The organism is Isoptericola sp. NPDC019693 (assembly GCF_044389085.1).
Taxonomy (GTDB): Bacteria; Actinomycetota; Actinomycetes; order Actinomycetales; family Cellulomonadaceae; genus Isoptericola.
The window spans coordinates 189,744-212,585 of the sequence record NZ_JBIRXP010000006.1 but is presented as its reverse complement, the minus strand read 5'-3'; the positions used below and the strand labels follow the sequence as shown (position 1 = coordinate 212,585).

24 protein-coding genes and 4 tRNA genes are annotated in these 22,842 nt (G+C 73.5%); 16 read left to right on the top strand and 12 right to left on the bottom strand.

Annotation, left to right across the window (positions count from 1 at the left end):
- The first annotated feature begins 22 nt into the window (after nt 1–22).
- Together ACH436_RS17840 and ACH436_RS17835 are read left to right on the top strand one after the other, a co-directional pair.
- Nucleotides 23–2,404: an RNA degradosome polyphosphate kinase gene (locus tag ACH436_RS17840; protein ID WP_430561533.1), complete on the top strand. Its 2,382-nt coding sequence runs from the start codon at nt 23–25 to the stop codon at nt 2,402–2,404.
- A 58-nt stretch (nt 2,405–2,462) separates the two neighbouring features.
- Entirely contained in the window at nt 2,463–3,458 is a 996-nt protein-coding gene (locus tag ACH436_RS17835; protein ID WP_430561642.1) for an NUDIX domain-containing protein, read from the top strand.
- 122 nt (nt 3,459–3,580) lie between these two features.
- On the opposite strand, the gene ACH436_RS17830 is transcribed toward ACH436_RS17835, so the two are convergent.
- The 4 genes from ACH436_RS17830 to ACH436_RS17815 form a co-directional block, all read right to left on the bottom strand.
- Entirely contained in the window at nt 3,581–4,510 is a 930-nt protein-coding gene (locus ACH436_RS17830) for a hypothetical protein (RefSeq protein ID WP_430561532.1), read from the bottom strand.
- A gap of 140 nt (nt 4,511–4,650) precedes the next feature.
- The gene (locus tag ACH436_RS17825; RefSeq protein WP_430561531.1) at nt 4,651–5,655 is read right to left on the bottom strand and encodes an anion permease; all 1,005 of its coding nucleotides are present in this window, start codon (nt 5,653–5,655) and stop codon (nt 4,651–4,653) included.
- Nucleotides 5,656–5,657: 2 nt separating this feature from the next.
- On the bottom strand, nt 5,658–6,278 hold the full coding sequence (locus ACH436_RS17820) for a DUF47 domain-containing protein (RefSeq protein ID WP_430561530.1): 621 nt from the start codon (nt 6,276–6,278) through the stop codon (nt 5,658–5,660).
- A gap of 279 nt (nt 6,279–6,557) precedes the next feature.
- Entirely contained in the window at nt 6,558–7,157 is a 600-nt protein-coding gene (locus tag ACH436_RS17815; RefSeq protein ID WP_430561641.1) for a hypothetical protein, read from the bottom strand.
- Nucleotides 7,158–7,340: 183 nt separating this feature from the next.
- On the opposite strand from ACH436_RS17815, the gene ACH436_RS17810 reads away from it, so the two are divergent.
- From ACH436_RS17810 to ACH436_RS17795, 4 genes are all read left to right on the top strand, one after another.
- Nucleotides 7,341–8,777, top strand: a complete 1,437-nt coding sequence (locus ACH436_RS17810) for a sugar porter family MFS transporter (protein ID WP_430561529.1) — start codon at nt 7,341–7,343, stop codon at nt 8,775–8,777.
- Between the two features lie 237 nt (nt 8,778–9,014).
- Nucleotides 9,015–9,488, top strand: coding sequence for a MarR family winged helix-turn-helix transcriptional regulator (locus ACH436_RS17805; RefSeq protein WP_430561528.1), 474 nt, complete (start codon nt 9,015–9,017; stop codon nt 9,486–9,488).
- Nucleotides 9,488–11,113, top strand: a complete 1,626-nt coding sequence (locus ACH436_RS17800) for an MDR family MFS transporter (RefSeq protein ID WP_430561527.1) — start codon at nt 9,488–9,490, stop codon at nt 11,111–11,113. The genes ACH436_RS17805 and ACH436_RS17800 overlap by 1 nt, the downstream gene beginning before the upstream one ends.
- Before the next feature lie 112 nt (nt 11,114–11,225).
- On the top strand, nt 11,226–11,711 hold the full coding sequence (locus tag ACH436_RS17795; protein ID WP_430561526.1) for a MarR family winged helix-turn-helix transcriptional regulator: 486 nt from the start codon (nt 11,226–11,228) through the stop codon (nt 11,709–11,711).
- A 101-nt stretch (nt 11,712–11,812) separates the two neighbouring features.
- Here ACH436_RS17795 and ACH436_RS17790 read toward each other — a convergent pair whose 3' ends face one another.
- The 3 genes from ACH436_RS17790 to ACH436_RS17780 are packed head-to-tail and all read right to left on the bottom strand — an operon-like array spanning nt 11,813 to nt 14,583.
- Nucleotides 11,813–12,577, bottom strand: a complete 765-nt coding sequence (locus ACH436_RS17790) for a tyrosine-protein phosphatase (protein WP_430561525.1) — start codon at nt 12,575–12,577, stop codon at nt 11,813–11,815.
- A 60-nt stretch (nt 12,578–12,637) separates the two neighbouring features.
- On the bottom strand, nt 12,638–13,042 hold the full coding sequence (msrB, locus tag ACH436_RS17785; protein WP_430561524.1) for a peptide-methionine (R)-S-oxide reductase MsrB: 405 nt from the start codon (nt 13,040–13,042) through the stop codon (nt 12,638–12,640).
- Nucleotides 13,043–13,098: 56 nt separating this feature from the next.
- The gene (locus ACH436_RS17780; RefSeq protein ID WP_430561523.1) at nt 13,099–14,583 is read right to left on the bottom strand and encodes a DEAD/DEAH box helicase; all 1,485 of its coding nucleotides are present in this window, start codon (nt 14,581–14,583) and stop codon (nt 13,099–13,101) included.
- A 274-nt stretch (nt 14,584–14,857) separates the two neighbouring features.
- Between ACH436_RS17780 and ACH436_RS17775 the strand changes: the two genes are divergently transcribed.
- A complete protein-coding gene (locus ACH436_RS17775; protein ID WP_430561522.1) occupies nt 14,858–15,604 on the top strand; it encodes a M50 family metallopeptidase in 747 nt (248 codons plus the stop codon).
- Nucleotides 15,605–15,629: 25 nt separating this feature from the next.
- On the opposite strand, the gene ACH436_RS17770 is transcribed toward ACH436_RS17775, so the two are convergent.
- Nucleotides 15,630–16,433 carry a DUF1206 domain-containing protein gene (locus ACH436_RS17770; protein ID WP_430561521.1) on the bottom strand — a complete coding sequence of 268 codons (804 nt, stop codon included), beginning with the start codon at nt 16,431–16,433 and terminating at the stop codon, nt 15,630–15,632.
- A gap of 189 nt (nt 16,434–16,622) precedes the next feature.
- A complete protein-coding gene (locus ACH436_RS17765; protein WP_430561520.1) occupies nt 16,623–16,907 on the bottom strand; it encodes a Fe-S cluster assembly protein HesB in 285 nt (94 codons plus the stop codon).
- 272 nt (nt 16,908–17,179) lie between these two features.
- On the opposite strand from ACH436_RS17765, the gene ACH436_RS17760 reads away from it, so the two are divergent.
- Nucleotides 17,180–17,252 (top strand) — tRNA-Lys (locus ACH436_RS17760).
- 1 nt (nt 17,253) lies between these two features.
- Nucleotides 17,254–18,012: a glycerophosphodiester phosphodiesterase gene (locus ACH436_RS17755; RefSeq protein ID WP_430561519.1), complete on the top strand. Its 759-nt coding sequence runs from the start codon at nt 17,254–17,256 to the stop codon at nt 18,010–18,012.
- A gap of 14 nt (nt 18,013–18,026) precedes the next feature.
- Here the strand turns inward: ACH436_RS17755 and ACH436_RS17750 are convergent, their stop codons facing one another.
- A complete protein-coding gene (locus ACH436_RS17750; protein WP_430561518.1) occupies nt 18,027–18,602 on the bottom strand; it encodes an antibiotic biosynthesis monooxygenase in 576 nt (191 codons plus the stop codon).
- A gap of 294 nt (nt 18,603–18,896) precedes the next feature.
- On the opposite strand from ACH436_RS17750, the gene ACH436_RS17745 reads away from it, so the two are divergent.
- The gene (locus tag ACH436_RS17745) at nt 18,897–20,183 is read left to right on the top strand and encodes a D-alanyl-D-alanine carboxypeptidase family protein (protein ID WP_430561517.1); all 1,287 of its coding nucleotides are present in this window, start codon (nt 18,897–18,899) and stop codon (nt 20,181–20,183) included.
- Nucleotides 20,184–20,250: 67 nt separating this feature from the next.
- On the opposite strand, the gene ACH436_RS17740 is transcribed toward ACH436_RS17745, so the two are convergent.
- Nucleotides 20,251–20,595, bottom strand: coding sequence for a metallopeptidase family protein (locus ACH436_RS17740; protein WP_430561640.1), 345 nt, complete (start codon nt 20,593–20,595; stop codon nt 20,251–20,253).
- Between the two features lie 96 nt (nt 20,596–20,691).
- Between ACH436_RS17740 and ACH436_RS17735 the strand changes: the two genes are divergently transcribed.
- The 5 genes from ACH436_RS17735 to ACH436_RS17715 all read left to right on the top strand — a co-directional run bounded on the left by ACH436_RS17735 (nt 20,692) and on the right by ACH436_RS17715 (nt 21,967).
- Nucleotides 20,692–20,764 (top strand) — tRNA-Glu (locus ACH436_RS17735).
- 149 nt (nt 20,765–20,913) lie between these two features.
- Nucleotides 20,914–20,987: transfer RNA gene (locus ACH436_RS17730), tRNA-Asp, on the top strand.
- Nucleotides 20,988–21,037: 50 nt separating this feature from the next.
- Nucleotides 21,038–21,113, top strand: a tRNA-Phe gene (locus tag ACH436_RS17725).
- A 123-nt stretch (nt 21,114–21,236) separates the two neighbouring features.
- Nucleotides 21,237–21,653: a phage holin family protein gene (locus ACH436_RS17720; protein WP_430561516.1), complete on the top strand. Its 417-nt coding sequence runs from the start codon at nt 21,237–21,239 to the stop codon at nt 21,651–21,653.
- Nucleotides 21,650–21,967 carry a DUF3618 domain-containing protein gene (locus ACH436_RS17715; RefSeq protein WP_430561515.1) on the top strand — a complete coding sequence of 106 codons (318 nt, stop codon included), beginning with the start codon at nt 21,650–21,652 and terminating at the stop codon, nt 21,965–21,967. Before ACH436_RS17720 ends, ACH436_RS17715 begins: the two co-directional genes overlap by 4 nt.
- Before the next feature lie 61 nt (nt 21,968–22,028).
- Here ACH436_RS17715 and ACH436_RS17710 read toward each other — a convergent pair whose 3' ends face one another.
- On the bottom strand, nt 22,029–22,235 hold the full coding sequence (locus tag ACH436_RS17710; protein WP_079575713.1) for a BldC family transcriptional regulator: 207 nt from the start codon (nt 22,233–22,235) through the stop codon (nt 22,029–22,031).
- Nucleotides 22,236–22,629: 394 nt separating this feature from the next.
- Here ACH436_RS17710 and ACH436_RS17705 point away from each other — a divergent pair, with 394 nt between their 5' ends.
- On the top strand, nt 22,630–22,830 hold the full coding sequence (locus tag ACH436_RS17705) for a DUF3073 domain-containing protein (protein WP_430561514.1): 201 nt from the start codon (nt 22,630–22,632) through the stop codon (nt 22,828–22,830).
- Nucleotides 22,831–22,842 lie beyond the last annotated feature (12 nt).

The following is a 22,842-nucleotide window of genomic DNA, read 5'->3' as shown; positions in this document are numbered from 1 at the left end:
CCGTTCACCTATCGGTGCCACGATGGGGGACATGACAGCGTCGCGCCCCCGAACGTCCCGGTCCCGCGACGGACGCGGCCGGTACGCTCCCGCCGCACCGGACCCCGCCGTCGCGGCCGCCGAGGTGACGGACAGCCGGCCGCGGTCCACCGCCGTGGCGCCGGCCCGCCCCCTGGACCCTCAGCTCGCCGCGCACATCGCGGAGCACATCGCGGAGGAGCCCGAGCCGGTGGACGGCGCGGCACGGACCGCGCCCGAGCCCCTGCCGGACGACCGGTTCGCGGAGCGGGAGCTGAGCTGGCTGGCGTTCAACGAACGGGTGCTGGAGCTCGCGGAGGACCCGACGCTGCCGCTGCTGGAGCGCACCCGCTTCCTCGCGATCTTCGCCTCCAACCTGGACGAGTTCTTCATGGTGCGGGTAGCGGGCCTGAAGCGGCGCATCGCCACCGGCATCGCGGTCACCGCGGCGTCGGGCATGAGCCCGCGCCAGGTGCTCGAGTCGATCGGCGAGGGCGCGCACCGCCTCATGACGCGGCACGCGGAGGTCTTCCGCTCCGACGTGCAGCCCGCGCTCGACGCCGAGGGCATCACGATCGTGCACTGGGACCAGCTCGAGGTGCGCGAGCAGGAGCGCCTGCACAAGTTCTTCCGCAAGCAGATCTTCCCGGTGCTCACGCCGCTGGCGGTGGACCCGGCGCACCCGTTCCCGTACATCTCGGGGCTCTCCCTCAACCTGGCCGTCGTGGTCGCGAACCCGCTGACCGGCAAGGAGCACTTCGCGCGCGTCAAGGTGCCGCCGCTGCTGCCGCGCTTCATCGCGGTGGACGACCGCGGCCGCCCGTCCGCGCCGACGCCCGCGCAGGGCGGCAGCGCGCAGACGTCGTTCGTGCCTCTCGAGGAGGTCATCGCCCAGCACCTCGACCACCTGTTCCCGGGCATGGAGGTGCGCGAGAGCCACACCTTCCGCGTCACCCGGAACGAGGACGTGGAGGTCGAGGAGGACGACGCCGAGAACCTCCTGCAGGCGATGGAGAAGGAGCTGCTGCGCCGTCGCTTCGGCCCGCCCGTGCGGCTCGAGCTGGCGCACGGCATCTCCCCGCGCATCCGCGAGCTGCTGGTGCGGGAGCTCGGGGTGGCCGAGGACGAGGTGTACGAGCTGCCCGCGCCGCTCGACCTCACCGGCCTGAACGTCATCGCCGACATCGACCGCGCCTCCCTGCACTACCCGCCGTTCGTCCCGACCACGCACCGCCAGCTCGCGGAGGTCGAGTCCGCGACGCCGCGCGACGTCTTCGCCGCGATCCGCGAGCGGGACATCCTGCTGCACCACCCGTACGACTCGTTCTCCACGTCGGTGCAGACGTTCCTCGAGCAGGCGGCCGCCGACCCGGCGGTGCTCGCGATCAAGCAGACGCTGTACCGCACGTCGGGCGACTCCCCCATCGTCGACGCCCTCATCGACGCGGCGGAGGCGGGCAAGCAGGTGCTTGCGCTCGTCGAGATCAAGGCGCGGTTCGACGAGCAGGCCAACATCTCCTGGGCCCGCAAGCTCGAGGAGGCGGGCGTGCACGTCGTGTACGGGATCGTGGGCCTCAAGACGCACGCCAAGCTGTCCCTGGTGGTGCGCCAGGAGGCGGACGGGCTGCGCCGGTACTGCCACGTCGGCACGGGCAACTACCACCCGAAGACGGCCCGCCTGTACACCGACCACGGCCTGCTCACCTGCGACCGGGACGTCGGCCAGGACCTCACGCGCCTGTTCAACCAGCTCTCCGGCTACGCCCCGCAGTCGCGGTTCCACCGGCTCCTGGTCGCGCCGCGCGCCGTGCGGGCGGGGCTCATCGAGCGGATCGAGCGGGAGGCCGACGCCGCCCGCGCCGGGCACGAGGCCTGGGTGCGCATCAAGGTCAACTCCGCCGTGGACGAGGCGACGATCGACGCCCTGTACCGCGCCTCCCAGGCTGGCGTGAAGGTGGACCTGGTGGTGCGCGGGATCTGCGCGCTGCGGCCGGGCGTGCCGGGGCTGAGCGAGAACGTCCGCGTCCGCTCCATCCTCGGCCGGTTCCTGGAGCACTCCCGGATCTACGCGTTCGCCAACGCGGCCGGACCGACCATCGGCGAGGGGCCGGAGTCCGGGCCGGAGGTGTACATCGGGTCGGCCGACCTCATGCACCGCAACCTCGACCGGCGCGTCGAGGCGCTCGTCCGGATCAGCGACGAGGGTCAGGTCGCGGAGCTCCTGGAGCTCATGGACGCGTCGATGTCGGACGAGACCTCCACGTGGCACCTGCAACCGGACGACACCTGGGTGCGGCACAACGTGGCGCCCGACGGCGCGCCGCTCGTGGACCTCCAGGCGCAGCTCGTCGACCGTCACCGCCGGCGCCCCGAGCGCGCTCGATGAGGGCGCAGTGAGGGCGGCGCACGTGCGCCGGGCGGCGGGCACGGCGGCGTCGCCGCTCGTGGACAGGCTGGGGGCGACGTCGGTGGAGCACGCCCCCGTCATCGAGTCGGCGGGCGGGCTCGTGTGGCGCGAGCGCGAGGGACGTCTCCAGGTGCAGCTCGTGCACCGGCCGCGCTACGACGACTGGTCCTGGCCGAAGGGGAAGCTCGAGCCCGGCGAGGCGCTGAACACGGCTGCCGCGCGCGAGGTCGCGGAGGAGACCGGCAAGCCCGTCGTGCTCGGCGTCCCCCTGCCCGGCCTGCAGTACCTGACGCCCGAGGGACGGGTGAAGCGCGTGCACTACTGGGCGGCGCGGCGCGCGTCGCGCACCGGCGACGCCGCGGCCCTCGCCGCGCGGTTCCCCGTGCAGCCGCCGTCGAAGGACGAGGTCGACAAGAAGGCGTGGCTCGACGTCGACGACGCTGCCGCGCGCCTGACGCGCCGCGCCGACCGGGGGCCGCTCGAGGCCCTCGTGGAGGCGCACGCCCAGGGCCGGCTCGCCACGCACGCCGTCGTCATCGTGCGGCACGGCAAGGCCGTGACCCGGGCCGCCTGGCACGGCGCGGAGCACGACCGCCCGCTGACGCCGACGGGATTCGCCCAGGGCGCGGCCCTCGTGCCGGTCCTCGCGGCCTACGGCGTGACGTCCGTCGTCTCGAGTCGTTGGGAGCGCTGCGCGGCGACCATCGAGCCGTACGTCCGCTCGGCGCACGCGCGCCCCGAGCTCAGCGACCAGCTGGGCGAGGCGGAGCACGAGCGCTCGCCCGCCCGTGTCGCCGCGACCGTGCGCGACCTGCTCGAGTCGGGCCGGTCGTCGGTGCTGTGCACCCACCGGCCGGTGCTCCCGACCGTGCTGGACGTGCTGGGCCAGCACTCGCGTCGCGCTGTCGCGAACGTGCTGCCCTCGCGGGACCCGTTCCTCGAGCCGGGCGACCTGCTCGTCGCCCACGTCGCCGCCACGGGCAAGGGCCCGCGCGTCGTCGCCGTCGAGAAGGTCACGCCCCCGGTCTACTGACGTGTCAGACGCAGGGCTCACCGGAGTGCGACGTGCGTCTGACAACTCCGACGCCGCCGCGAGCTGTCAGACGGAGGACTCACCCGGGTGCGCTGCATGTCTGACAGCTCGACGGGGCCGCATCACGGTGCCAGATGGCGGGTGAGGACGTCGCCGACCCGGCCCGGCTCCGCGCGCACGGCCGCGGCGGGGAACCGCAGCCGCACCGTCCGTTCGTCGGGAAGCAGCTCGGCATCCCGCATGAGGTCGTCGTACCAACGGGTCACCTCCAGATGACCGACCCCGTCGATCTCGACGAGCAGGCGGCGGCCGTCTGCCAGGAGCCACTCCGCGTCCAGGTATCGGTACCGCCCGCGCGCGTCACGACGTTGCGCCTGACGTGCCGGCTCGGGCAGGTCGCGGGCGCGGCACAGCCGGGCGAAGTCGATCTCGCTGAGTGCGTCCGCACCCCCCTCGATGTCATGCAGGCTGAGCTGCATCAGCCGCCGGTGCCGCACCTTCCCCACCCGGTCCAGCTGCTCCCAGAGCCGGGCCGGCGTCGAGAGCCGCTGCTGCACGACGGCCGCGAGCAGTCCGACGGCGGTCCTGCCCGACCGCTGCCACGCCGCGGCGTCGACGGCACACCTCTCGACGCGGAACACCGGCCGGCCGTGCACCGAGACGACGTCCTCGGGGCAGAAGCGGCGGGACTCGTGCACGACGACGCCCGGCAGCCGTCGGGTGCGCGCGCCCCGTGGCACCACGACGTGCAGGCCCGGCCGGTCCCAGCCGACCAGCCCGTGCTCGGCCAGCCCCGTCCATGAGCCGACGGCCACCGGCGGTTCGGGGTCGAGCACGGCCGCCCAGAGCTGCGCCGCACGGGTCGACGGTCCGGTGTGGAGGAGGACCAGGTCGGAGGTCAGCGTCCGCCACCGTCGCGCGGCGACCTGAGAGGAGACGTGGGTCGGCGTGATCCCCAGCCGGCGGAGCTGGGCACGTGTCGCCACGCCGTGCTGACGGCGGAGCAGGTCGGCGAGCCCGGGAACGTCGAGGAAGTCGCGAGATCCGGTCATGCCACCACGGTGGCGGAGCTACCCGCACCGTCCTCGCGGGCAGACCCGGGGTGTGGACGGAGCCCGCCTGGGGGCAGGCTCCCTGCCGCGCGACGTTGTCAGACGCTCAGCCCACCGGAGTGTCCTGTGCGTCTGACAGGTCAGGTGAGGATCGGGTGCAGCAGCCACGTGGTCAGGGCGGCCACGAGCGCCGCGGCCGGGATGGTCAGCACCCAGGCGACGCCGATGTTCTTGGCCACGCCCCAGCGCACCGCCGACAGGCGGCGGGTGGCGCCGACGCCCATGATCGCCGAGGTGATGGTGTGCGTCGTGGAGACGGGGGCGTGCAGGATGAACGCGTTGGCGTAGAGCACCAGCGCGGACACCGACTCGGCGACGAAGCCGCGGGCCGGGTCGAGCTCGATGATGCGGCGGCCGAGCGTGCGCATGATCCGCCAGCCGCCGGACGCCGTGCCGAGGGAGATCGCGCCGGCCGCGGCGAGCTTGACCCACAGGGGGATGCCGGCGTCCGGGTTCGCCCAGCCGACGGTGAGGATGGCCATGAAGATGACGCCCATGGTCTTCTGCGCGTCCTGGAGGCCGTGGCCGAGCGCCATCGCGGCGGCCGACACCGTCTGCGACAGGCGGAACCGGCGGGTCACCCGCGAGGGCGCCGCGTTCCGGAAGATCCACAGCAGCGCGACCATGGCGAAGTACGCGCCGATGAAGCCGATGAGCGGCGAGAACACCATGGGCAGCACGACCTTGTCGACGATCGCCTGCCCGTAGATCGGCAGGCCGGCCGCGAGCCCGGCGCCCACGAGGCCGCCGATGAGCGAGTGCGTCGACGAGGACGGCAGGCCGAACCACCAGGTGATGAGGTTCCACACGATGGCGCCGACCAGTGCGCACAGGATCACCGTGAGCGCGGTGTGGTCGGACGCGTCCTGGAGGTCCACGATCGACGTCGCGATGGTCTCGGCGACCTCGGTGCCGAGCAGCGCCCCCACGAAGTTCATGACCGCGGCCATGAGCAGCGCGATGCGGGGGGTGAGCGCCCGCGTCGAGACCGAGGTGGCGATCGCGTTGGCCGCGTCGTGGAAACCGTTGGTGTAGTCGAAGCCGAGCGCGAGCGCGACGACGAGGACGACCAGCGCCACCTCCACGGTCAGGACTCCTTGAGGGCGATGGTCTCGACCATGTTCGCGACCCGCTCGAAGGCGTCGGCGGCCTCCTCGAGCATGTCGACGATCTCCTTGAGCTTGATGAGCAGCACCGGGTCGGTGGTGTCGTCGAAGAGCTGCGCGATGAGCTCGCGGTGCAGCTTGTCGCCCTGGTTCTCCAGCCGGTTGATCTCGACCCAGTAGTCGGACAGCTGGTCCATCGAGCGCAGCCGGGGCATGGCCTCGGCGGTGAGCTCGGCGCAGCGCTGCAGCACCTGCACCTGCTCGGAGACGCGCAGCGGGAGCTCGTCGACCTTGTACAGGACGATGAGGTCGCCGGCCTCCTCCATGGCGTCCATGCAGTCGTCGAGCGCGGAGGCCAGGCCGTAGATGTCGTCCCGGTCGAACGGGGTGACGAAGGTCTGGTTCAGACGCCGCATGATCGAGTGGGCGGCATCGTCGGCGACGTGCTCCGCCTCGTTGAGCCGACGGACGATGCCTTCGCGCTCCTGCCGTGACGCCCCGAGCAGCTCCGCCAGGAGCGCGGCCCCGGTGACGTTGTGCTGCGCGAGCGTCGCCAGCATGTCGAAATAGGTCGTGTCGCGCGGTGTCAGGCGCAGGCGCACGTGTGGCTCCCGGATCGAGGACGCTGAGACTCTCACAGACTAGAGGTGGCCATCCTGGCGCGACCAGTTGAACGCGCGCTGAACGATCGCCCCGCCGGCTGCGGGAACTCGGGTGAGGTGCGACGCCGGACCGGGAGCGCCTCTCGGCGCGTGGCCGCTCGTAGCGGCTGAAGATGGAGCCCGGGGCTACCGCGGCCCGACGTCGCCCGAACATCGTAAGCCCGACGGTCGGCGTGCTCCGAACACGCAGGTCAGACCCGTGCGGCGCGGCGGTCGGGGTCAGTCCAGCGTGCCGGCCCGCCAGCCCGCCGCCGCGCGCTCGAGCTCCTCGGCGGTGCGCACGAGGTCGGCCGCCCCACGCGTCATCCGGGTCGCGCCCTCGGGGTCGGCGACCTCGCGGGCGTCGGCGTCGAACGCGGCGCCGGTGGCGAGGATGCGGCAGAACGACGCGGCCCGCTCCAGCGCCACGGCCAGGTCCCCGGTGTAGACGCCAGACAGGACGTCGTCCGCGAGCGCCCGCAGGTCCTCCGGCGCCGGGGGGCGGGGCACACCGGCGACCGCCTCGTGCACGGGGGCCGCGTCGACGCCGAGGCGGTAGCGCAGCCCGACGGTGCGCGCGTCGCGGCGCACCCACTCGCGCAGGACGTACAACCGCCACAGGGCGCCGGGCAGCGACGCGGGCGCGGCGTCGGACCACAGGGCGGCGACGACGTCGAGCCCCTCCCGCTCGACGAGCCGCACCAGCCGGTCCACCACCTCCGGGTCCTCGGCGGCCCGCGCGTGGTGCACGACGGCGCGGGCGGTGGTGTGCGCGACCTCGTCGCGCAGCGCGGGGTCCAGGGATCCCGGGATCTGCTCGGCGGTCTGCGGGTCGAGCATGGCGGGTCGGCGGTGCCGGCGTGGCTCGGGTGCGTCGTTCACCCCTCCAGTCTCACCCCGGTGGCCGGGCCGAGGTCCGGGTCGAGGTCCGGGTCGTGCGTCCGACCTGCTCAGCGCGCCGACAGGCGAGCCCCGACCTAGCATCGAGAAACGTCAGGAATGCCGAGCGGAGCGAGGACGATCATGACGAGCCCAGCACCAGGGTCTGCGGCGCACAGCGCCCACCGGAAGGCCACAGCCCTCGCCTTCGCGGCGGCGGTGGGTGGCTTCCTCTTCGGCTTCGACTCGTCGGTCATCAACGGCGCGGTCGACGCGATCGAGGGCCAGTTCGACCTCAACTCGACCGTGACGGGGCTCGTCGTGGCGGTCGCCCTCCTCGGCTGCGCGCTGGGCGCCTGGTCGGGCGGCAAGCTCGCCGACCGCTGGGGCCGCACGCACGTGATGGTGCTGGGCGCGGTGCTCTTCTTCGTGTCGTCGATCCTGTCGGCGATCGCGTGGAGCGCCTGGGACCTCGCGATCTGGCGGTTCATGGCCGGCGTCGGCATCGGTATCGCGTCGGTGATCGCCCCCGCGTACATCGCGGAGATCGCCCCGGCCGCGATGCGCGGGCGCCTCGGGTCGCTCCAGCAGCTCGCGATCACCGTCGGTATCTTCGCGGCCCTGCTGTCCGACCAGATCCTCGCCACGGCGGCCGGCAGCGCGGCGAACGAGCTGTGGTTCGGCTGGGAGGCCTGGCGGTGGATGTTCCTCGTCGCCGTGGTCCCCGCGGCCGTGTACGGGATCCTCGCGCTACGGATGCCCGAGTCGCCGCGCTATCTCGTGACGAAGGACCGCGACGACGAGGCCCGCGCGGTCCTGGCGTCCGTGCTGGGCCCCGACGAGCATCCGGACGACCGGATCGGCGAGATCCGCCGCTCGATCGCCGTCGACGAGGAGAACGCCGAGCTGGGCAGCCTCAAGGGCGACCGGTTCGGGCTCAAGCCCATCGTGTGGGTCGGCATCGTGATGGCGATCTTCCAGCAGTTCGTCGGGATCAACGTGATCTTCTACTACTCGACGACGCTGTGGCAGGCGGTCGGCTTCGACGAGTCGCAGGCGTTCCTCGTCTCGACGATCACGGCGGTCACGAACGTGGCCGTGACGTTCATCGCCATCGCGCTGATCGACAAGGTGGGCCGGCGTCCGCTGCTGCTCATCGGCTCGGCGGGCATGGCCGTCTCCCTGGGGCTCATGGCCATCGCCTTCACGCAGGCGAGCGGCAGCGGGGAGGAGATCACGCTCGCGGCCCCGTGGAGCGTGATCGCGCTGGTGTGCGCCAACGCGTTCGTCGTCTTCTTCGGCGCCACGTGGGGCCCGCTGATGTGGGTGCTGCTGGGCGAGATGTTCCCCAACCGGATCCGCGCGGCCGCGCTGGGCGTGGGCGCCGCCGCCAACTGGATCGCGAACTTCGCGATCACGCTGACCTTCCCGCCGATGCTCGACGCGTTCGGCCCGGCGATCCCGTACCTGATGTACGCGGTCTTCGCCGCCCTGTCGTTCTTCTTCGTCCTCGGCAAGATCCCGGAGACGAAGGGCGTCGAGCTCGAGGACATGGCGGGCGAGGCCTACAAGCGGGCCTGACCCGCGCCCGCCGCGGCACCCCGGCCCCGGCCCCAGCAACGCGGCCCGCGCCCCTCTCCCCGAGGGTCGCGGGCCGCCGTCGTGCACCGGGTGAAGTCCTCACCAGGACACTTGCTTGCTGCAAGCACCAGGCGTATGTTTGCACCCTGCAACAACTCGGCCCGCCCTCGCGGGCCGCACCGCTCCGGCCGCTCGGCCCCGAGCACCCACCCCCCCCCTTTCAGCAAAGGCCCTGCCATGCCCGTTGCCCGCACCGCGGCCCGTGAGCTCGTGGAGACGCTCGAGGACCTCTCCCGCGCCCAGCGCGAGGCCGCCATGCGCGTGGCCCGCGACCTGGACCTCCCTCGAGCCGGCCTCGGGGCCCTGCACCTGCTCACGCGGTGCGGGCGGGTCCAGATCACCGACGTCGCCGCCAAGCTCCGCGTCGACGTCTCGGTCGCGAGCCGCCAGATCAGCGCCCTCGTCGACGCCGGCCTCGTCGAGCGCACGGTGGACGACGACGACCGGCGCGCCCGCTACCTCGCCCTGACGGACGCCGGCCGCGAGTTCGCGGACGCGTCCTTCGAACGCATCGACGACCTCGTCTCCGAGTCGTTCTCCGACTGGTCGGACGACGATCTCGCCGACGCCATCTCCCGGATCCGCAGCGTCGCGGCCGCCCTTACCACGACCCACGACCGCGCCACCGCGCAGGAGGAGATTTCCGCCTGATGAGTCAGTCCCCCAGCCCGGCGCCCACCGCGCCGGACCTTTCCGCCACCCCGGCCCCGGCGATGACCCGCCGCGAGGTGCTCGAGGCCCTCTCGGGCATCCTCCTCGGCGTCTTCGTCTCGCTGCTGGCCACCACCATCGTCTCGACGTCGCTGCCGAAGATCGTCAGCGAGCTGGGCGGCTCCCAGCACTCCTACACCTGGGTCGTCACCGCGATGCTGCTGACGATGACGATCACGACCCCGCTGTGGGGCAAGCTCGCCGACCTGACCAACCGCAAGGTCCTCATGCAGGTCGCGCTCGCCATCACGGTGGTCTCCGCCGCCGCGGCGGGCCTGTCGCAGAACATCGAGATGCTCATCGGCTTCCGCGCCCTGCAGGGCATCGGCGCGGGCGGCCTCACGGCCCTCGCCACCGTGCTCATGGCCGACATCATCAGCCCGCGCGAGCGCGGCAAGTACATGGGCCTCATGGGCGGCGTCATGGCCGTCGCGCAGATCGGCGGCCCGCTGCTCGGCGGCGTGCTCACCGACTCGGTCGGCTGGCGCTGGACGTTCTTCGTCGGCGTCCCGTTCGCCGTCGCCGCGTTCATCGTGCTGCAGAAGACGCTGCACCTGCCCGCCCTCGCCAAGCGCGAGGTGAAGATCGACTACGCGGGCGCCGGCCTCATCGCCGTCGCCGTCGCGCTGCTGCTCCTGTGGGTCACCTTCGCCGGCGACCAGTTCGAGTGGCTCTCGTGGCAGACCGCCGCGATGGTCGGTGGCGCCCTGGTGGCGCTCGTCGTCGTCGGCTTCGTCGAGAAGCACGCCGCCGAGCCGATCATCCCCCTGCACCTGTTCAAGAACCGCACGTTCGTGCTCGCGGTGGTCGCCTCCGCGTCCGTCGGGGTCGCCATGTTCGGCACCGCGGTCTTCCTCAGCCAGTACTTCCAGCTGGCGCGCGGCAAGACGCCGACCGAGTCCGGCCTGCTGACCATCCCGATGGTCGTCGGCACGATGCTCGCGGGCATCGTGCTCGGCCGGATCATCTCGAACACCGGCCGGTACAAGGCGATCATGGTGGGCGGCGCCGTCGTCCTGACCGCCTCGCTGTTCGGCCTGTCGACCATCGAGGTGGACACGAGCTTCGTGCTCATCTCCGTGTACCTGTTCGGGCTGGGCCTGTCGGTGGGTGCCCTGATGCAGAACCTGGTGCTCGCCACCCAGAACACCCTCGACGTGCACGAGATGGGCGCCGGCACCTCCGGCGTCGCGTTCTTCCGCTCGCTGGGCGGCGCGATCGGCGTGTCCGCCCTGGGCGCCGTGATGGCCGCGCAGATCAAGACGGACCTGTCCACCGGCCTCGCGAAGCTCGGCATCGCCTCCGACGCCATGGGCGCCGGTTCCGGCGCCGTGCCGGACCTCGCGTCGCTGCCCGCCCCGGTGCAGACCGTGGTCGAGGGCGCCTACGCCGACGGCATCACGACGATCTTCCTGTACGCCGTCCCCATGGCCGTCGTCTCCCTCATCGCGGTGCTCTTCATCAAGGAGATCCCGCTGGGGCACCGCTCCGGCATCGAGCAGGTGCTCGACGAGGAGAAGGCGGCCGAGCAGCCCGCCGCCGCGCCCATCGCCGAGCGGGCCTGACACCGGCGGAGCACCCGGACGGGGCCGATTTCACCCGCTGAGGCCCCGTCCGGGCGCAACTTCGCCTGCTACGGCACTCCCGTTTGCCCCGGCGAAGCCCCATGATGGGCGCATGCACGACGCAGCCGCCCAGCCCCTGCCCGACCCGGCCACCGACCCGTTCGGGGCTCTCGAACGCGAGATCCGGGTCCTGATCCGTCGCGCCCAGTCGTCGGCGGCGCAGACCGCCCGGCGGGTGCACCCCGAGCTCGAGGCCTCGGCGTACCCGATCCTCGCGCACATCGACTCCCATCCCGGGATCCGCGGGTCGGACCTCGCCGCCCACTTCGGCGTCGGGCGCGCCACCGTCTCGCGTCAGCTGAGCCGGCTCGTGGAGCTGGGCCTCGTGCACCGCGAGGTGGACCCGGAGGACACCCGTGGCCAGCGGATCACCCTGACCACCGACGGGGCCCAGCGCTTCGCGAAGGCCCGCGACCGCCGCATCGAGATGTACAAGGACGCGTTCGGCAGCTGGGACGAGGCCGAGGTCGCCCAGCTCGCCACGCTGCTGCACCGGTACTCCGAGGACTTCGTGCGCTGGCGCGACACGCGCTCCTGAGCCGCCGCCGGTCTCCAGGCCCGTCGGGACACCCGTCCTGGCGGGCCTGACCCGTGCCCGGCGGCGGGCGTCGTGCTCGTGGTCAGCCGCGGCCAGCCGCGTCAGCCGGCCAGGAGGCGGGCCCGTAGCGCGTCGAGCGTCGCCGGGTCGCCGCCGTGCGCGACGAACCAGCCGGCGGCGCCGCCGTCGTGCTCCGCGAGGCGGTCGAGCACCGTCGCGATCGCCCAGCCCGGCGCGGTGACCAGCTCGGGCGGCAGCTTCGCCAGCACGTGCGCGTCCGGGACGGCGTAGTTCGCGGTGACCGCGACGCGAGCGAGCACCTGCGCCATCCGTGGGCCGGTCCGCTCGTAGTCCGCGACGATCGCCGCCCGGTCCACGCCCAGCAGGGCGAGCACCAGGGCGACCGTGACGCCGGTGCGGTCCTTGCCGGCCGTGCAGTGCACGAGGACCGGTGCCTCGGCCGTGGCGACGAGGCCCACGGCCTCCACGAGGTGCGTGGCGCCCGCACCGTCCAGCATCTGCAGGTAGAGCTCGCCGAGCCCGGGCACCGGCGCCGGGGTCGTGGCGCCCTCCATCGCGGTGCCGTCCAGCAGCGGCAGCGGCACGACGCGCGCCGTGCCCGCCAGCGGGTGGGGTTCCCCGTTCTCCCCGGGGTCGCGCAGGTCGAGCACCGTGCGCGGCGGCCACGCGACGTCGCCCGGGGGGACGTCGCCCGACCGCGGCGCGTCGGAGCGCAGCAACGCCCCGGGCACCAGGCCCGGGGCGGCAGTCGCGACGTCGCGCAGGTTGACGAGGTGGTCGGGCACGGGCGCCGGCGCGGCGGTCCGGGCCGCGGCGCCGGGCGCGAGGGGCGCGGGATCGGTCACCCGACCGACCCTAGCCGTGCCCTCGGCCCGGGGCCGCACGGCGGCCCCGGGCCCGGGCGGTCAGGCCTCGGCCGGCTCGAACGTGAGGCTCAACGAGTTCATGCAGAACCGGTCCCCGGTCGGCGTCTGCGGCGCGTCGTCGAAGACGTGCCCCAGGTGCGAGCCGCACCGGGCGCAGCGCACCTCGGTGCGGACCATGCCGTGCGACCGGTCCTCGAGCAGCTCGACGGCGTCGCCGGCGAGCGGCGTGTAGAACGACGGCCAGCCGCAGTGGGAGTCGAACTTCGTCTCGCTCCGGAAGAGCTCGTTGTCGCAGGCGCGACAGCGGTACACGCCGACGCGCTTCTCGTCGAGCAGCTCACCGGTCCAGGGCCGCTCGGTGCCCGCCTGCCGCAGCACGGCGAACTCCTGCGGGTTCAGCTCGACCTTCCACTGCTCGTCGGACTTCGTGACTTCGTACGTCATCTGACACCTCCGTCGTGCTCAACCGTGCCCGGCCCGCCGCTGTTCCGGTGGGGCCGTCAGGCCGCGGGGGCCGACCCGCCCTGGCCACGGCCGCGGCCGCCACGACGGCGACGACGGCGCGCGGGCGCCGAGCCGTCAGCGCGGACCGTCTGCGGGGCGTGGCCGCCCGACGACGCCGCCTGGCCCTGGGGGCGCTGCCCCTGCGCACGCTGGGCCTGCTGGCCGCGCTGCGCCTGTCCGCGCTGCGCCTCGCCGCTCGAGCCGCGACCGCGCTGGCCGCCACCCTGCGACTGACCGCCGCCCTTGCGGCGCTGCGGCTGCTGCGGCGCCGCCGGGGCGGGCGGCGTCACGTACGGCGCGACCTCGCCCACCAGGGCGCTGACGGTCGCGTCGCCGGGGGCCACCGGCTGCGGGCGCGCGTCGATCTTCGCCTTGCGCGTGAGGTCGCGGACGTCGCCGCGCTGCTCGGGCAGCATCACGGTCACGACGTCGCCGCCCGACCCGGCACGGGCCGTGCGGCCCGAGCGGTGCAGGTACGCCTTGTGCTCGGCCGGCGGGTCGACGTGCACGACGAGCTCGACGTCGTCGACGTGGATGCCGCGCGCGGCGATGTCCGTGGCGACGAGCACCTTGACGTCGCCCGAGGAGAACGCGGCGAGGTTGCGCTCGCGCGCCCCCTGCCCGAGGTTGCCGTGCAGGTCGACGGCGGGCACACCGGCGCCGGTGAGCTGCTTGGCGAGCTTCTTCGCCTGGTGCTTGGTGCGGGTGAACAGCACGCGGCGGCCGGTGCCGGACGCGAGCTCGTGCACCACGTGCTTCTTCGCGTCGGCGTCGGACACGGCGAGGATGTGGTGCGTCATCTGCGGCGGCGGCGCGGCGGCCTCGTCCACCGAGTGCGTCACCGGGTTCTTGAGGTAGCGCTTCACGAGCACGTCGACGCCGTTGTCCAGCGTCGCGGAGAACAGCAAGCGCTGGCCCACGGTGGGCGTGCGGTCCATGATCCGCTTCACGCCGGGCAGGAAGCCGAGGTCGGCCATGTGGTCGGCCTCGTCGAGCACGGTGATCTCGACGTCGTCCAGGGTGAGGTGCTTCTGGCCGAGCAGGTCCTCGAGGCGGCCGGGGCACGCGATGAGGACGTCGACGCCGGCGTTGAGCGCCGTGACCTGGCGGGACTGGGCGACGCCGCCGAACACGGTGGTGGTCACGAGGCCCAGGGCCTTCGCGAGCGGCTCCATCGTGGCGTTGATCTGGTTGGCCAGCTCGCGCGTCGGGCACAGGACGAGCGCGCGCGGGCGGCCGGGACGGCGGCGGGGGCGGCCCGCGGCGGCGGCCTGCGCCGCGGACGTCGCCAGGCGCGTCACGACCGGCAGCGAGAACGCGAGCGTCTTGCCGGAGCCGGTGCGGCCGCGGCCGAGCACGTCGGTGCCGGCCAGCGTGTCCGGCAGGGACGCCGTCTGGATGGGGAACGGGGTGGTGATGCCCTGCTCCGTCAGCTGACGGACGACAGGGGTGGGCAGGCCGAAGTCGGCGAAGGTAGACAAGAAATGGGGCCTCTCGGGCTCGGACGTCTCAGACGTCGGGGTCGGGGTCCGCCGCACGTAATCCGGGGGGGATCTCCACGACGCGGGGCGCGCAACGCGCAGCCACCTGCCCCCAGTCTCTCACGACGGGAGCCCGGGTCGACAGGCACGCCGCGGTCCGCCGCCCGCTCGGCGCGGCAGTCCGTGCTCGCGGCGGCAGTTCGAACTGCCGCGCCGAACGGAAACTGCCGCGGCGGGCGCGCGGCCGGAGGGGCTCCCAGGGGCACGTGGTGGAATGGCCGCCGTGGACGACTTCCTCGGGACGGTCGGCGACGTGCTGACGCAGATCTGGACGGCCGCCACCACCCCCGTGCCGCCCCCGGCGCAGGCGGTGGTGCTGGCCGCGGGACTGGCCGCGCTCGCCGTCGTGCTCGTGACGCCGGTGTGGCGGGTGGCGCGGCACGTCGTGACGATCGCGCACGAGGGCGCGCACGCCGTGGCCGCCATGGTCACCGGGCGGCGCCTCGACGCCATCCGCCTGCACTCCGACACCTCGGGCCTCACGGTGTCCGCGGGGCGGCCGCGCGGCTTCGGGATGGTCGTCACGGCGTTCGCCGGCTACGTCGGCCCCGGCCTGACGGGCCTCGGCGCCGCCTGGCTGCTGCGGCACGGCTACGCGGTGGGGCTGCTGTGGCTGCTCGTGCTGCTGCTGGCGCTGCTGCTGCTGAAGATCCGGAACTGGTTCGGCCTGTGGTCCATCCTCGTCTCGGGCGCCGCGCTGGTCGCCGTCTCGTGGTGGCTCGAGCCCGCCGCGCAGGCGACCGTCGCCTACGCCGTCACCTGGTTCCTGCTCATCGGGTCGGTGCGCCCGGTGCTGGAGCTCCAGGCCCAGCGGTCCCGGGGGCGGGCGCGGAGGTCCGACGCGGACCAGCTCGCCGCGCTCACCCGCACGACCGGCATGCTCTGGGTCGTGGTCTTCCTGCTCGTCACGGTCGGCTGCCTGCTGCTCGGCGCGACGTGGATCGTGGAGCCCGCGGCCTGACGGTCAGGGCAGCCCGGCCGGCAGGTCAGAGCCGGGCGTACCGGGCCCGCGCGAACGAGTAGACCCCGTAGGCCGCGATGCCGACGCCCGTCGCGACGAGCAGCACCACCCCGAACGGCTGCTCCCTGATCGTGCGCAGCGCGTCGTCCAGCCCGCCCGCCTTCTCGGGGTCCGCCGTGACCGCGGCCGCCACGAAGAGGCCCCCCAGCACGCCGAGCGCGATCCCCTTCGCCACGTAGCCGACCTGGCCCAGCCGCACGACCGCCCCGTTCCCGGACGTACGGAGGTCGTCGCGGAACGACCTGCGCCAGCCCTTGACGACGTGGAAGACCCCCACCCCCACGATCACGACCCCGACCACCGCGACGAGCCACCGGCCGGCGGGGGCACGCATGAGGTCGGCGGTGAGCCCCTCCTCCGACCCGCCGCCGGAGGACCCGGTGGCGACCCGCACGGACGTCGCGGCGAGCGCCCCGTACAGGACGGCCTTCGCGGCCGCCTTCGCGCGGGCTCCGAGCTGCTTCGCGGTGTCCGTGGCAGGCACCCCCGCCACCGCCTCGGTGAGCTGCCAGAGGGCGAGGCCGGCGAACCCCGCCGCCGTCAGCCACAGCAGGAGGGCGCCGCCCGGGGCGGCGGCGAGCTCGCGCAGGGCGCCCTGCTGGTCCGCGTCGCCCTGCGCGGAGCCGAACGCCAGGCGGACGGCCAGCCACCCGAGGAGCAGGTGCAGCACGCCGGAGGCGACGTAGCCGGCGCGGGCGAGGGTCTTCAGGGCGGGGCTGTCGTTCGCGCTGCGCGAGGAGCGTCGAGCGGCGCGGGCGAGGTCGGGCACGGGTCACCTCCGTCGGTGCCGCAGGGTCGCGGCACCACACGATGACGCACCCTCGCCCAGGGCGCCACCTCCGGCGGCCCGGTCCGGGGACGACGACGGCCGGGCACGGAGCGAGCTCCGTACCCGGCCGTCGGAGGACCGGTCAGACGGGTGGGTGCGTCGTCGACGCGCCGGGCACCCGCCCGGACGTCACGCCTGCGGCGTGAGCACGAATCCCGGACCCTGCGCGGCAGGGTCGGTGTCGAGGGTCAGGGTGTCGAGGGCCGGCGCGGCCTGCGCCTCGACGAACACGTGCGTGGCTCCCGCCTCGTCGACGACCTGGTCGTCGGGCTGCGGGGCCGGGACGAGCGCGAGCTCGAAGTTGCCGGGCTGGCCGGCGGACTGCGCGATCCGCAGCCCGCCCTCGTCGGGCACTCCTGCCTGCTGGGCCAGGTCCTCGACGGCGGTACGGGCGTTGTCGGTCACGGTGAGCATGGACGCTCCTCTCGTCGGTCCTTGCGAACCCGTCCACCGAAACAGCCTGGCGGGCCCGACGCAACGATGAGACGCGATCGGGACGAGATCTCCCGGTGGGTGAGACCCCGCGTGACAGCCGTCCCGCCGCGTCGATAGGTTGCCCTCCGTGACCAGATCGTGACCATTCGGGCGTCGCTCCGACAGTGGTCCAGGTCACGACGCGTCTGCGGCGCCCGCGGCCCCGCGTACGCTGTCCGCAGCCGGCGACCGACCTCCGGGCGGACGGCGGCGGGCCTCTAGCTCAACTGGCAGAGCAGCGGACTTTTAATCCGCGGGTTCAGGGTTCGAGCCCCTGGGGGCCCACGTGGTTACTCGCTACCCCGCCGTCATCGCCCACCGCGGCGCCTCCGCCGACGCCCCGCAGAACACGCCGGCGGCATTCGACCTCGCCGGGCAGGCGGGCGCAGCGATGATCGAGATCGACGTCCACCTCAGCGCCGACGGCGTCCCCGTCGTGATCCACGACGGCACGGTCGATGCCACGACCGACGGCACCGGCGAGGTGCGGAGCCTCACCCGGGACGAGCTGCAGGCGCTCGACGCCGGGTCCTGGTTCGACGGGAAGTTCGCCGGTCAGCGGGTCCCCACGCTCACGGAGGTCCTGGCGCTCGTCGAGCGCCACCCGGGCCTCGGCATCCTCTGCGAGTTCAAGGGACGCTGGTCCGCCGAGGACCTCGCCGTGCCGATGCGCGTGCTGGACGGCGCGGGCCTCGAGGGCCGGCTGGTGGTGCAGGGCTTCGACCCGGTGACGGTCGCGGCCCTGCGCGACGTCGCGCCGGGCGTCCCGCGGTCCCTGCTGGTGGAGCACCCCCGGGCGGACCTGCCCGGGCTGCTCGCCGAGCTCGACGCGGCGGCCGTCAGCCCCGCGGTGGCGCTGGTCGCCGACGACCCGGAACTCGTCCCGGCGGCGCACGCCGCGGGGCTGCGGGTCTTCGGCTGGACGGCGAACGACGAGGCCGCGTGGCGCACGCTCACCGACGCGGGCGTGGACGGCATCATCACCGACCGTCCGGCCGCGCTGCGCGACTGGCTCGAGACGGCCACCGCCCCGGCCCGGGGCTGACGCCCGCCCGCGGCTCACCGCCGCGGCGCGTGCAACCAGCCCGACAGGCGGCCCGTCACCCAGGGCAGCACCCAGAACGACATGATCGGCGTGAGCGCCAGCGTCGAGACCAGCACGCGCGGCACCACGTGCAGCTCCGCGAAGGGCGGCACGAGCCAGCCCATCAGCACGGTGAACGCGAGGTTGACCGGGAAGAAGCCGAGCCAGATGGCCACGGACTGCTTCCACCGGGGCGGCGCGGCCAGCAGCGGGGGCCCGGCGGGCTCGTCCTGGCGCACCGGCGGGTCGAACCACCCCTCGATGCCGGTGCGTCGCTCCACCCGGCGCTCCTCGACGAGCCCCTCGCCGGCGGCGAGCCAGCGCCGCCGCTCCGTCGACTCCTCCCACGCCTCCAGCCGGGCGGCGTCGGCGAACCGGTAGAGCATGATCCAGTCCGAGCCTCCCTCGGAGGCGCGGATCCAGCCGGAGCCCAGGAAGCCGTCCCAGCGGTTCGCGAGCCGGACCCCGGACTGCACCCAGGCGGTGACCTCGGGGACACGGTCGGGGCTGACGGCGCGGTGGACCGCGACGGTCACGGGTGCTGAGGTCATCCGAGCATCCTGGGGCGCGGGCGCCCGGCGCGCCCGGCGGCGAGGTCGCGCGGGACGGCGCGTCCCACCATCCGGTCGCGGCCCGGTCGCGGCCCGGGCGCGCCCGGGCCCGGGCGGGGATGCGCCGGGATGTCCCGTCCTTCACATCTCGTCCTCGCGGCCCGCACGGGATTCGTGTCGTCTGGTCCCCTCGTTGGCCCGGAGCACCCGGAGAGACGGTTGAAGATGGAACGAGCTTCCGTCCGGTGCGAGCTCCCGACAGGTTCGAGCTCCCGACCCCCGAGGACCTTCCGCATGACCGAGCACACGACCGAGCACGCCCCTGCGCCGCTGCCCCGGCGCCGCGACATCCACCACCCGACCCGCCCGCGCCGCGCCGGCCTCCGCACCGCGGAGCCCGCCCCCCGCCCCACGACGCCGCGCCTCGGACGCCGCACCGTGCGCACCGGCGTCCCCGTCGCCCTGACCGTGATGGCGCTGACGACCGGGGTGGTCCTCACGGGCAACTCCTCGGCCTCCGGGGAGACGCGGACCGCAGCCTCCACCGACCCGGGTTCGTCGTCGGTGGGCACCATCGGGCCCGGCACGTTCGGCACCGTCTCCACGGCCGCCTCGGCCACGACGGCGATCGTGCGGCCCGGGCTGTCAGGTGCCGCCGGCGCGACGTCGGGCGCCGTCGGCTCGGGCACCGCGAGCACGGGCACCGCGAGCACGGCCACGGGCACGGCCACGGGCACGGGCACGGCGAAGACGGACGCCGAACAGGGCACGTCGGAGCGCGCCGCCACGAGCGTCACCCCGTCCGGCGACGAGGCGCTCACCGCCGCCCAGCAGGCCCTGGCCCACGCCGACCGGGTGACGACCGAGACCCGCGGGATCCCGGCCGCGCAGCGCAAGGCCGTCGCGAAGAGCGCGGCGCACCTGCGCGACGTCGTGTCCGACCGCTCCGGCGGCGAGGCGGCGTCGCGCGCCGGCGAGCGCACCGCGCTGGACGTCCGCGCGCAGGACGCGGGCGACGTCGCGGACGCGACCGAGGACCTCACCACCCTGATCGAGAAGACCGAAACGAGCGCGATCAGCATCACGCCCGCGCCCGCGACGCCGGCCGAGGTCCTCGACGCGCAGGCTTCGGCGGCCCGCCAGGCCGCCGGGTCCCTCAAGAAGTTCGCGGACGACACCGACGGGTACGAGAACGGTCGCCTCGCGTCCGCCGACCTCGAGGGGCTGTCCTTCGCGCCGGGCGAGTCCCTGCGCCGCGACGCCGCCGAGCAGCTCGAGCGCCTCGACGCCGCCTACCAGGCCCACTTCGGCGAGCACCTGCACATCCGCGACTCCTACCGGTCGTACGCGTCGCAGGTCTCCGTCAAGGCGAGCCGCGGCTACCTCGCCGCCGTGCCGGGCTACTCCGACCACGGCTGGGGCATCGCCGTCGACATCAACGGCGGCGTCGAGGAGCGCTCCAGCGCCCGGCACCAGTGGCTGGTCGCGAACGCGGCGAAGTTCGGCTGGCACAACCCGGACTGGGCCCAGGCCGACGGCCGCAAGCCGGAGGCGTGGCACTGGGAGTACCGCCCGCTCTGAGCCTGCCCCGAACCGCACGACCGACGGACCCGCGACACCGTGTCGCGGGTCCGTCGTCGTCCGCCGGTCAGGCCCAGCCGAGCTCGTGCAGCCGGTCGTCGTCGATGCCGAAGTGGTGGGCGATCTCGTGCACCACGGTGACGGCGACCTCCTCGACGACGTCGTCGCGCGTGTCGCAGATGGCGAGGGTGGGGTTGCGGTAGATCGTGATCCGGTCGGGAAGCGAGCCCGCGGCCCAGAACTGCCCGCGCTCGGTGAGCGGCACGCCCTCGTACAGCCCGAGCAGCTCCGGGTCGTCGGCGGGGGCGTCGTCCTCCACGAGGACGACGACGTTGTCCATCATCGCCGCCAGGTCGGCCGGGACCTGGTCGAGGCCGTCCCGGACGGCGTCCTCGAACTCCTCGCGCGTCATCTCCACCACGGGGACCATCCTCGCCCACGCACGGGAACGGGCAGGAACGGGCAGGCACGGACCGTCCCGGACGGCTGGGTATGCTTGCCGGGTCCAGCCCCCATCGTCTAGCGGCCTAGGACCCCGCCCTTTCACGGCGGTAGCACGGGTTCGAATCCCGTTGGGGGTACGTCCGTGGGGACGCCGGCACCGCCGGAAGCCCTGCGAAACGGCGCATCTGCGCTGGTCAGGATCCGATTTCAAGATCCCGGCGAGCATGGGGTACGCTTCTTCTCGGCTCGAAACGAGCTTCCTCGGTGGGAGTCTTCTCCTCACCATGGCCCTGTAGCGCAGTTGGTTAGCGCGCCGCCCTGTCACGGCGGAGGTCGCGGGTTCAAGTCCCGTCAGGGTCGCGCATGATGCGCCCGGTTCGTCGGCAACGGCGCCCGGGCGTTCGTGTCCAGGCTCTGTAGCTCAGTTGGTAGAGCGTTCGACTGAAAATCGAAAGGTCACCGGATCGACGCCGGTCGGAGCCACCATCGAGACCCCCACGCCCCGGGCGTGGGGGTCTCGTCGTTTTGTGCCAGGAATTGCCTGGACCAGCAGGGACGGGTTGAGTGGGACCGCACGGACGATCACCTCACGCAGGATCGGAGCAGCCGATGACGGACTGGGACGACGGACGCACGCCGCCCGTCGAGCAGCCACCCTCCATGGGACGGCTCGTGGAGCAGCTGTCGGAACAGGCCACGCGGCTGGTGCGCGCCGAGGTGGCGCTCGCCAAGGCCGAGATGGCCGAGAAGGCGAAGCGTTCCGGCATCGGGCTGGGGCTCGTCGCCGCGGCACTGGTCATCGTGCTCTACGCGGTGGGCGTGCTCATCTGGGCCGGCATCACCGGACTCGCCACGGTCTGGCCGCTGTGGCTCTCGGCGCTCGTCGTCGGGGTCGCCATGCTGCTCGTCGCGGGCATCGCCGTGGCGATCGCGGTGGGTCAGCTGAAGAAGGCGGCCCGCCGGCCGGAGACGGTCGACCGGGTCAAGGAGGACGTGGAGACGATCAAGAAGGGGGTGCGCCGGTGACCGAGCCCACGACGCCCGAGAACAAGACCCCGGCCCCCACGGCCCGCGAGCTCGAGGAAGAGGTGGCCCGCACCCGTGCCGAGCTCGGTGCGACCCTCGACCAGCTCGCGACGCGCATGTCGCCGAAGTACCAGGCGAACCAGTTCGCGCGGGCGACGAAGCAGGCCGCCGGCGACGCCGGCACGTTCGTCACGGGTGGCGGGCTGCCCGCCACCGACGCGCGGCGAAAGCGCAACGCCCAGGTGCTCCTGGGTGCCGCGGCGGCGGGGCTCGCGCTGGTGGTCATCGCCGTCGTCCGCGCCCGGCGCCACTGAGCGCGGTCCGCGCGACCGCGCGGCCTGTCCCCTCGGGGTCCAGGCCTGCCCCCTCGGGGGCCTACTTGTCCGGCGTCGCCTCCTCGGAGGCGGCGCCGAGCAGCGCTCGCACCTCCGACTCCTTGTAGCGTCGGTGACCGCCGAGCGTGCGGATCGACGAGAGCTTCCCCGCCTTCGCCCAGCGGGTGACGGTCTTCGGGTCGACGCGGAACAGGCTGGCCACCTCGGCAGGCGTCAGCAGAACCTCGGAGTCTCCGTGGAGCGACATCCCCTGCACCTCCTGTACGGACCGGCCCGGGCGGCGCCCGGTGTGCGGACACGGTCTCGCTCATCCATTGTGTGCAGAAAGCGGGATTGAGGCGACTTGGGAGCCGGATGAAATCGTCCGGAACGTCCCGCATGGACGGAGTCGTCCCCGTCCGTCCGATCTGCCGCGTCGGCCGGGCTTCCGACCGCACTTCGCACCGGTCGGTCTCGTGACCTGAGACACGATCTGACGAGGATCACCCGCTCCGACGTCCGTCGATGCGTCCGGCGCGCGCTGCGGAGTGGAGGGAATGGCGCGCGAGCATGTACCGTTGGGGTCTGAACAGACTACTTACGCACGGGGCCGCCGTCACGGACGGCGCAAGCCCCGCTCCTACGTTGAGGGGGTCTCAGCCATGGGCCGCGGCCGTCAGAAGGCAAAGCAGACTAAGGTCGCTCGCGAGCTGAAGTACTACAGCCCCGAGACGAACTACCACGCGCTCGAGCAGGAGCTCAAGGGCGGCGGAGGCAGTCGCACGGATGTCGCGACGGAGGATCGTTTCTCCGACGACGACGAGTACGACAACCGATACAACGCCTGGGGCGACGAGCGCTGAGCTCCCCAGCGC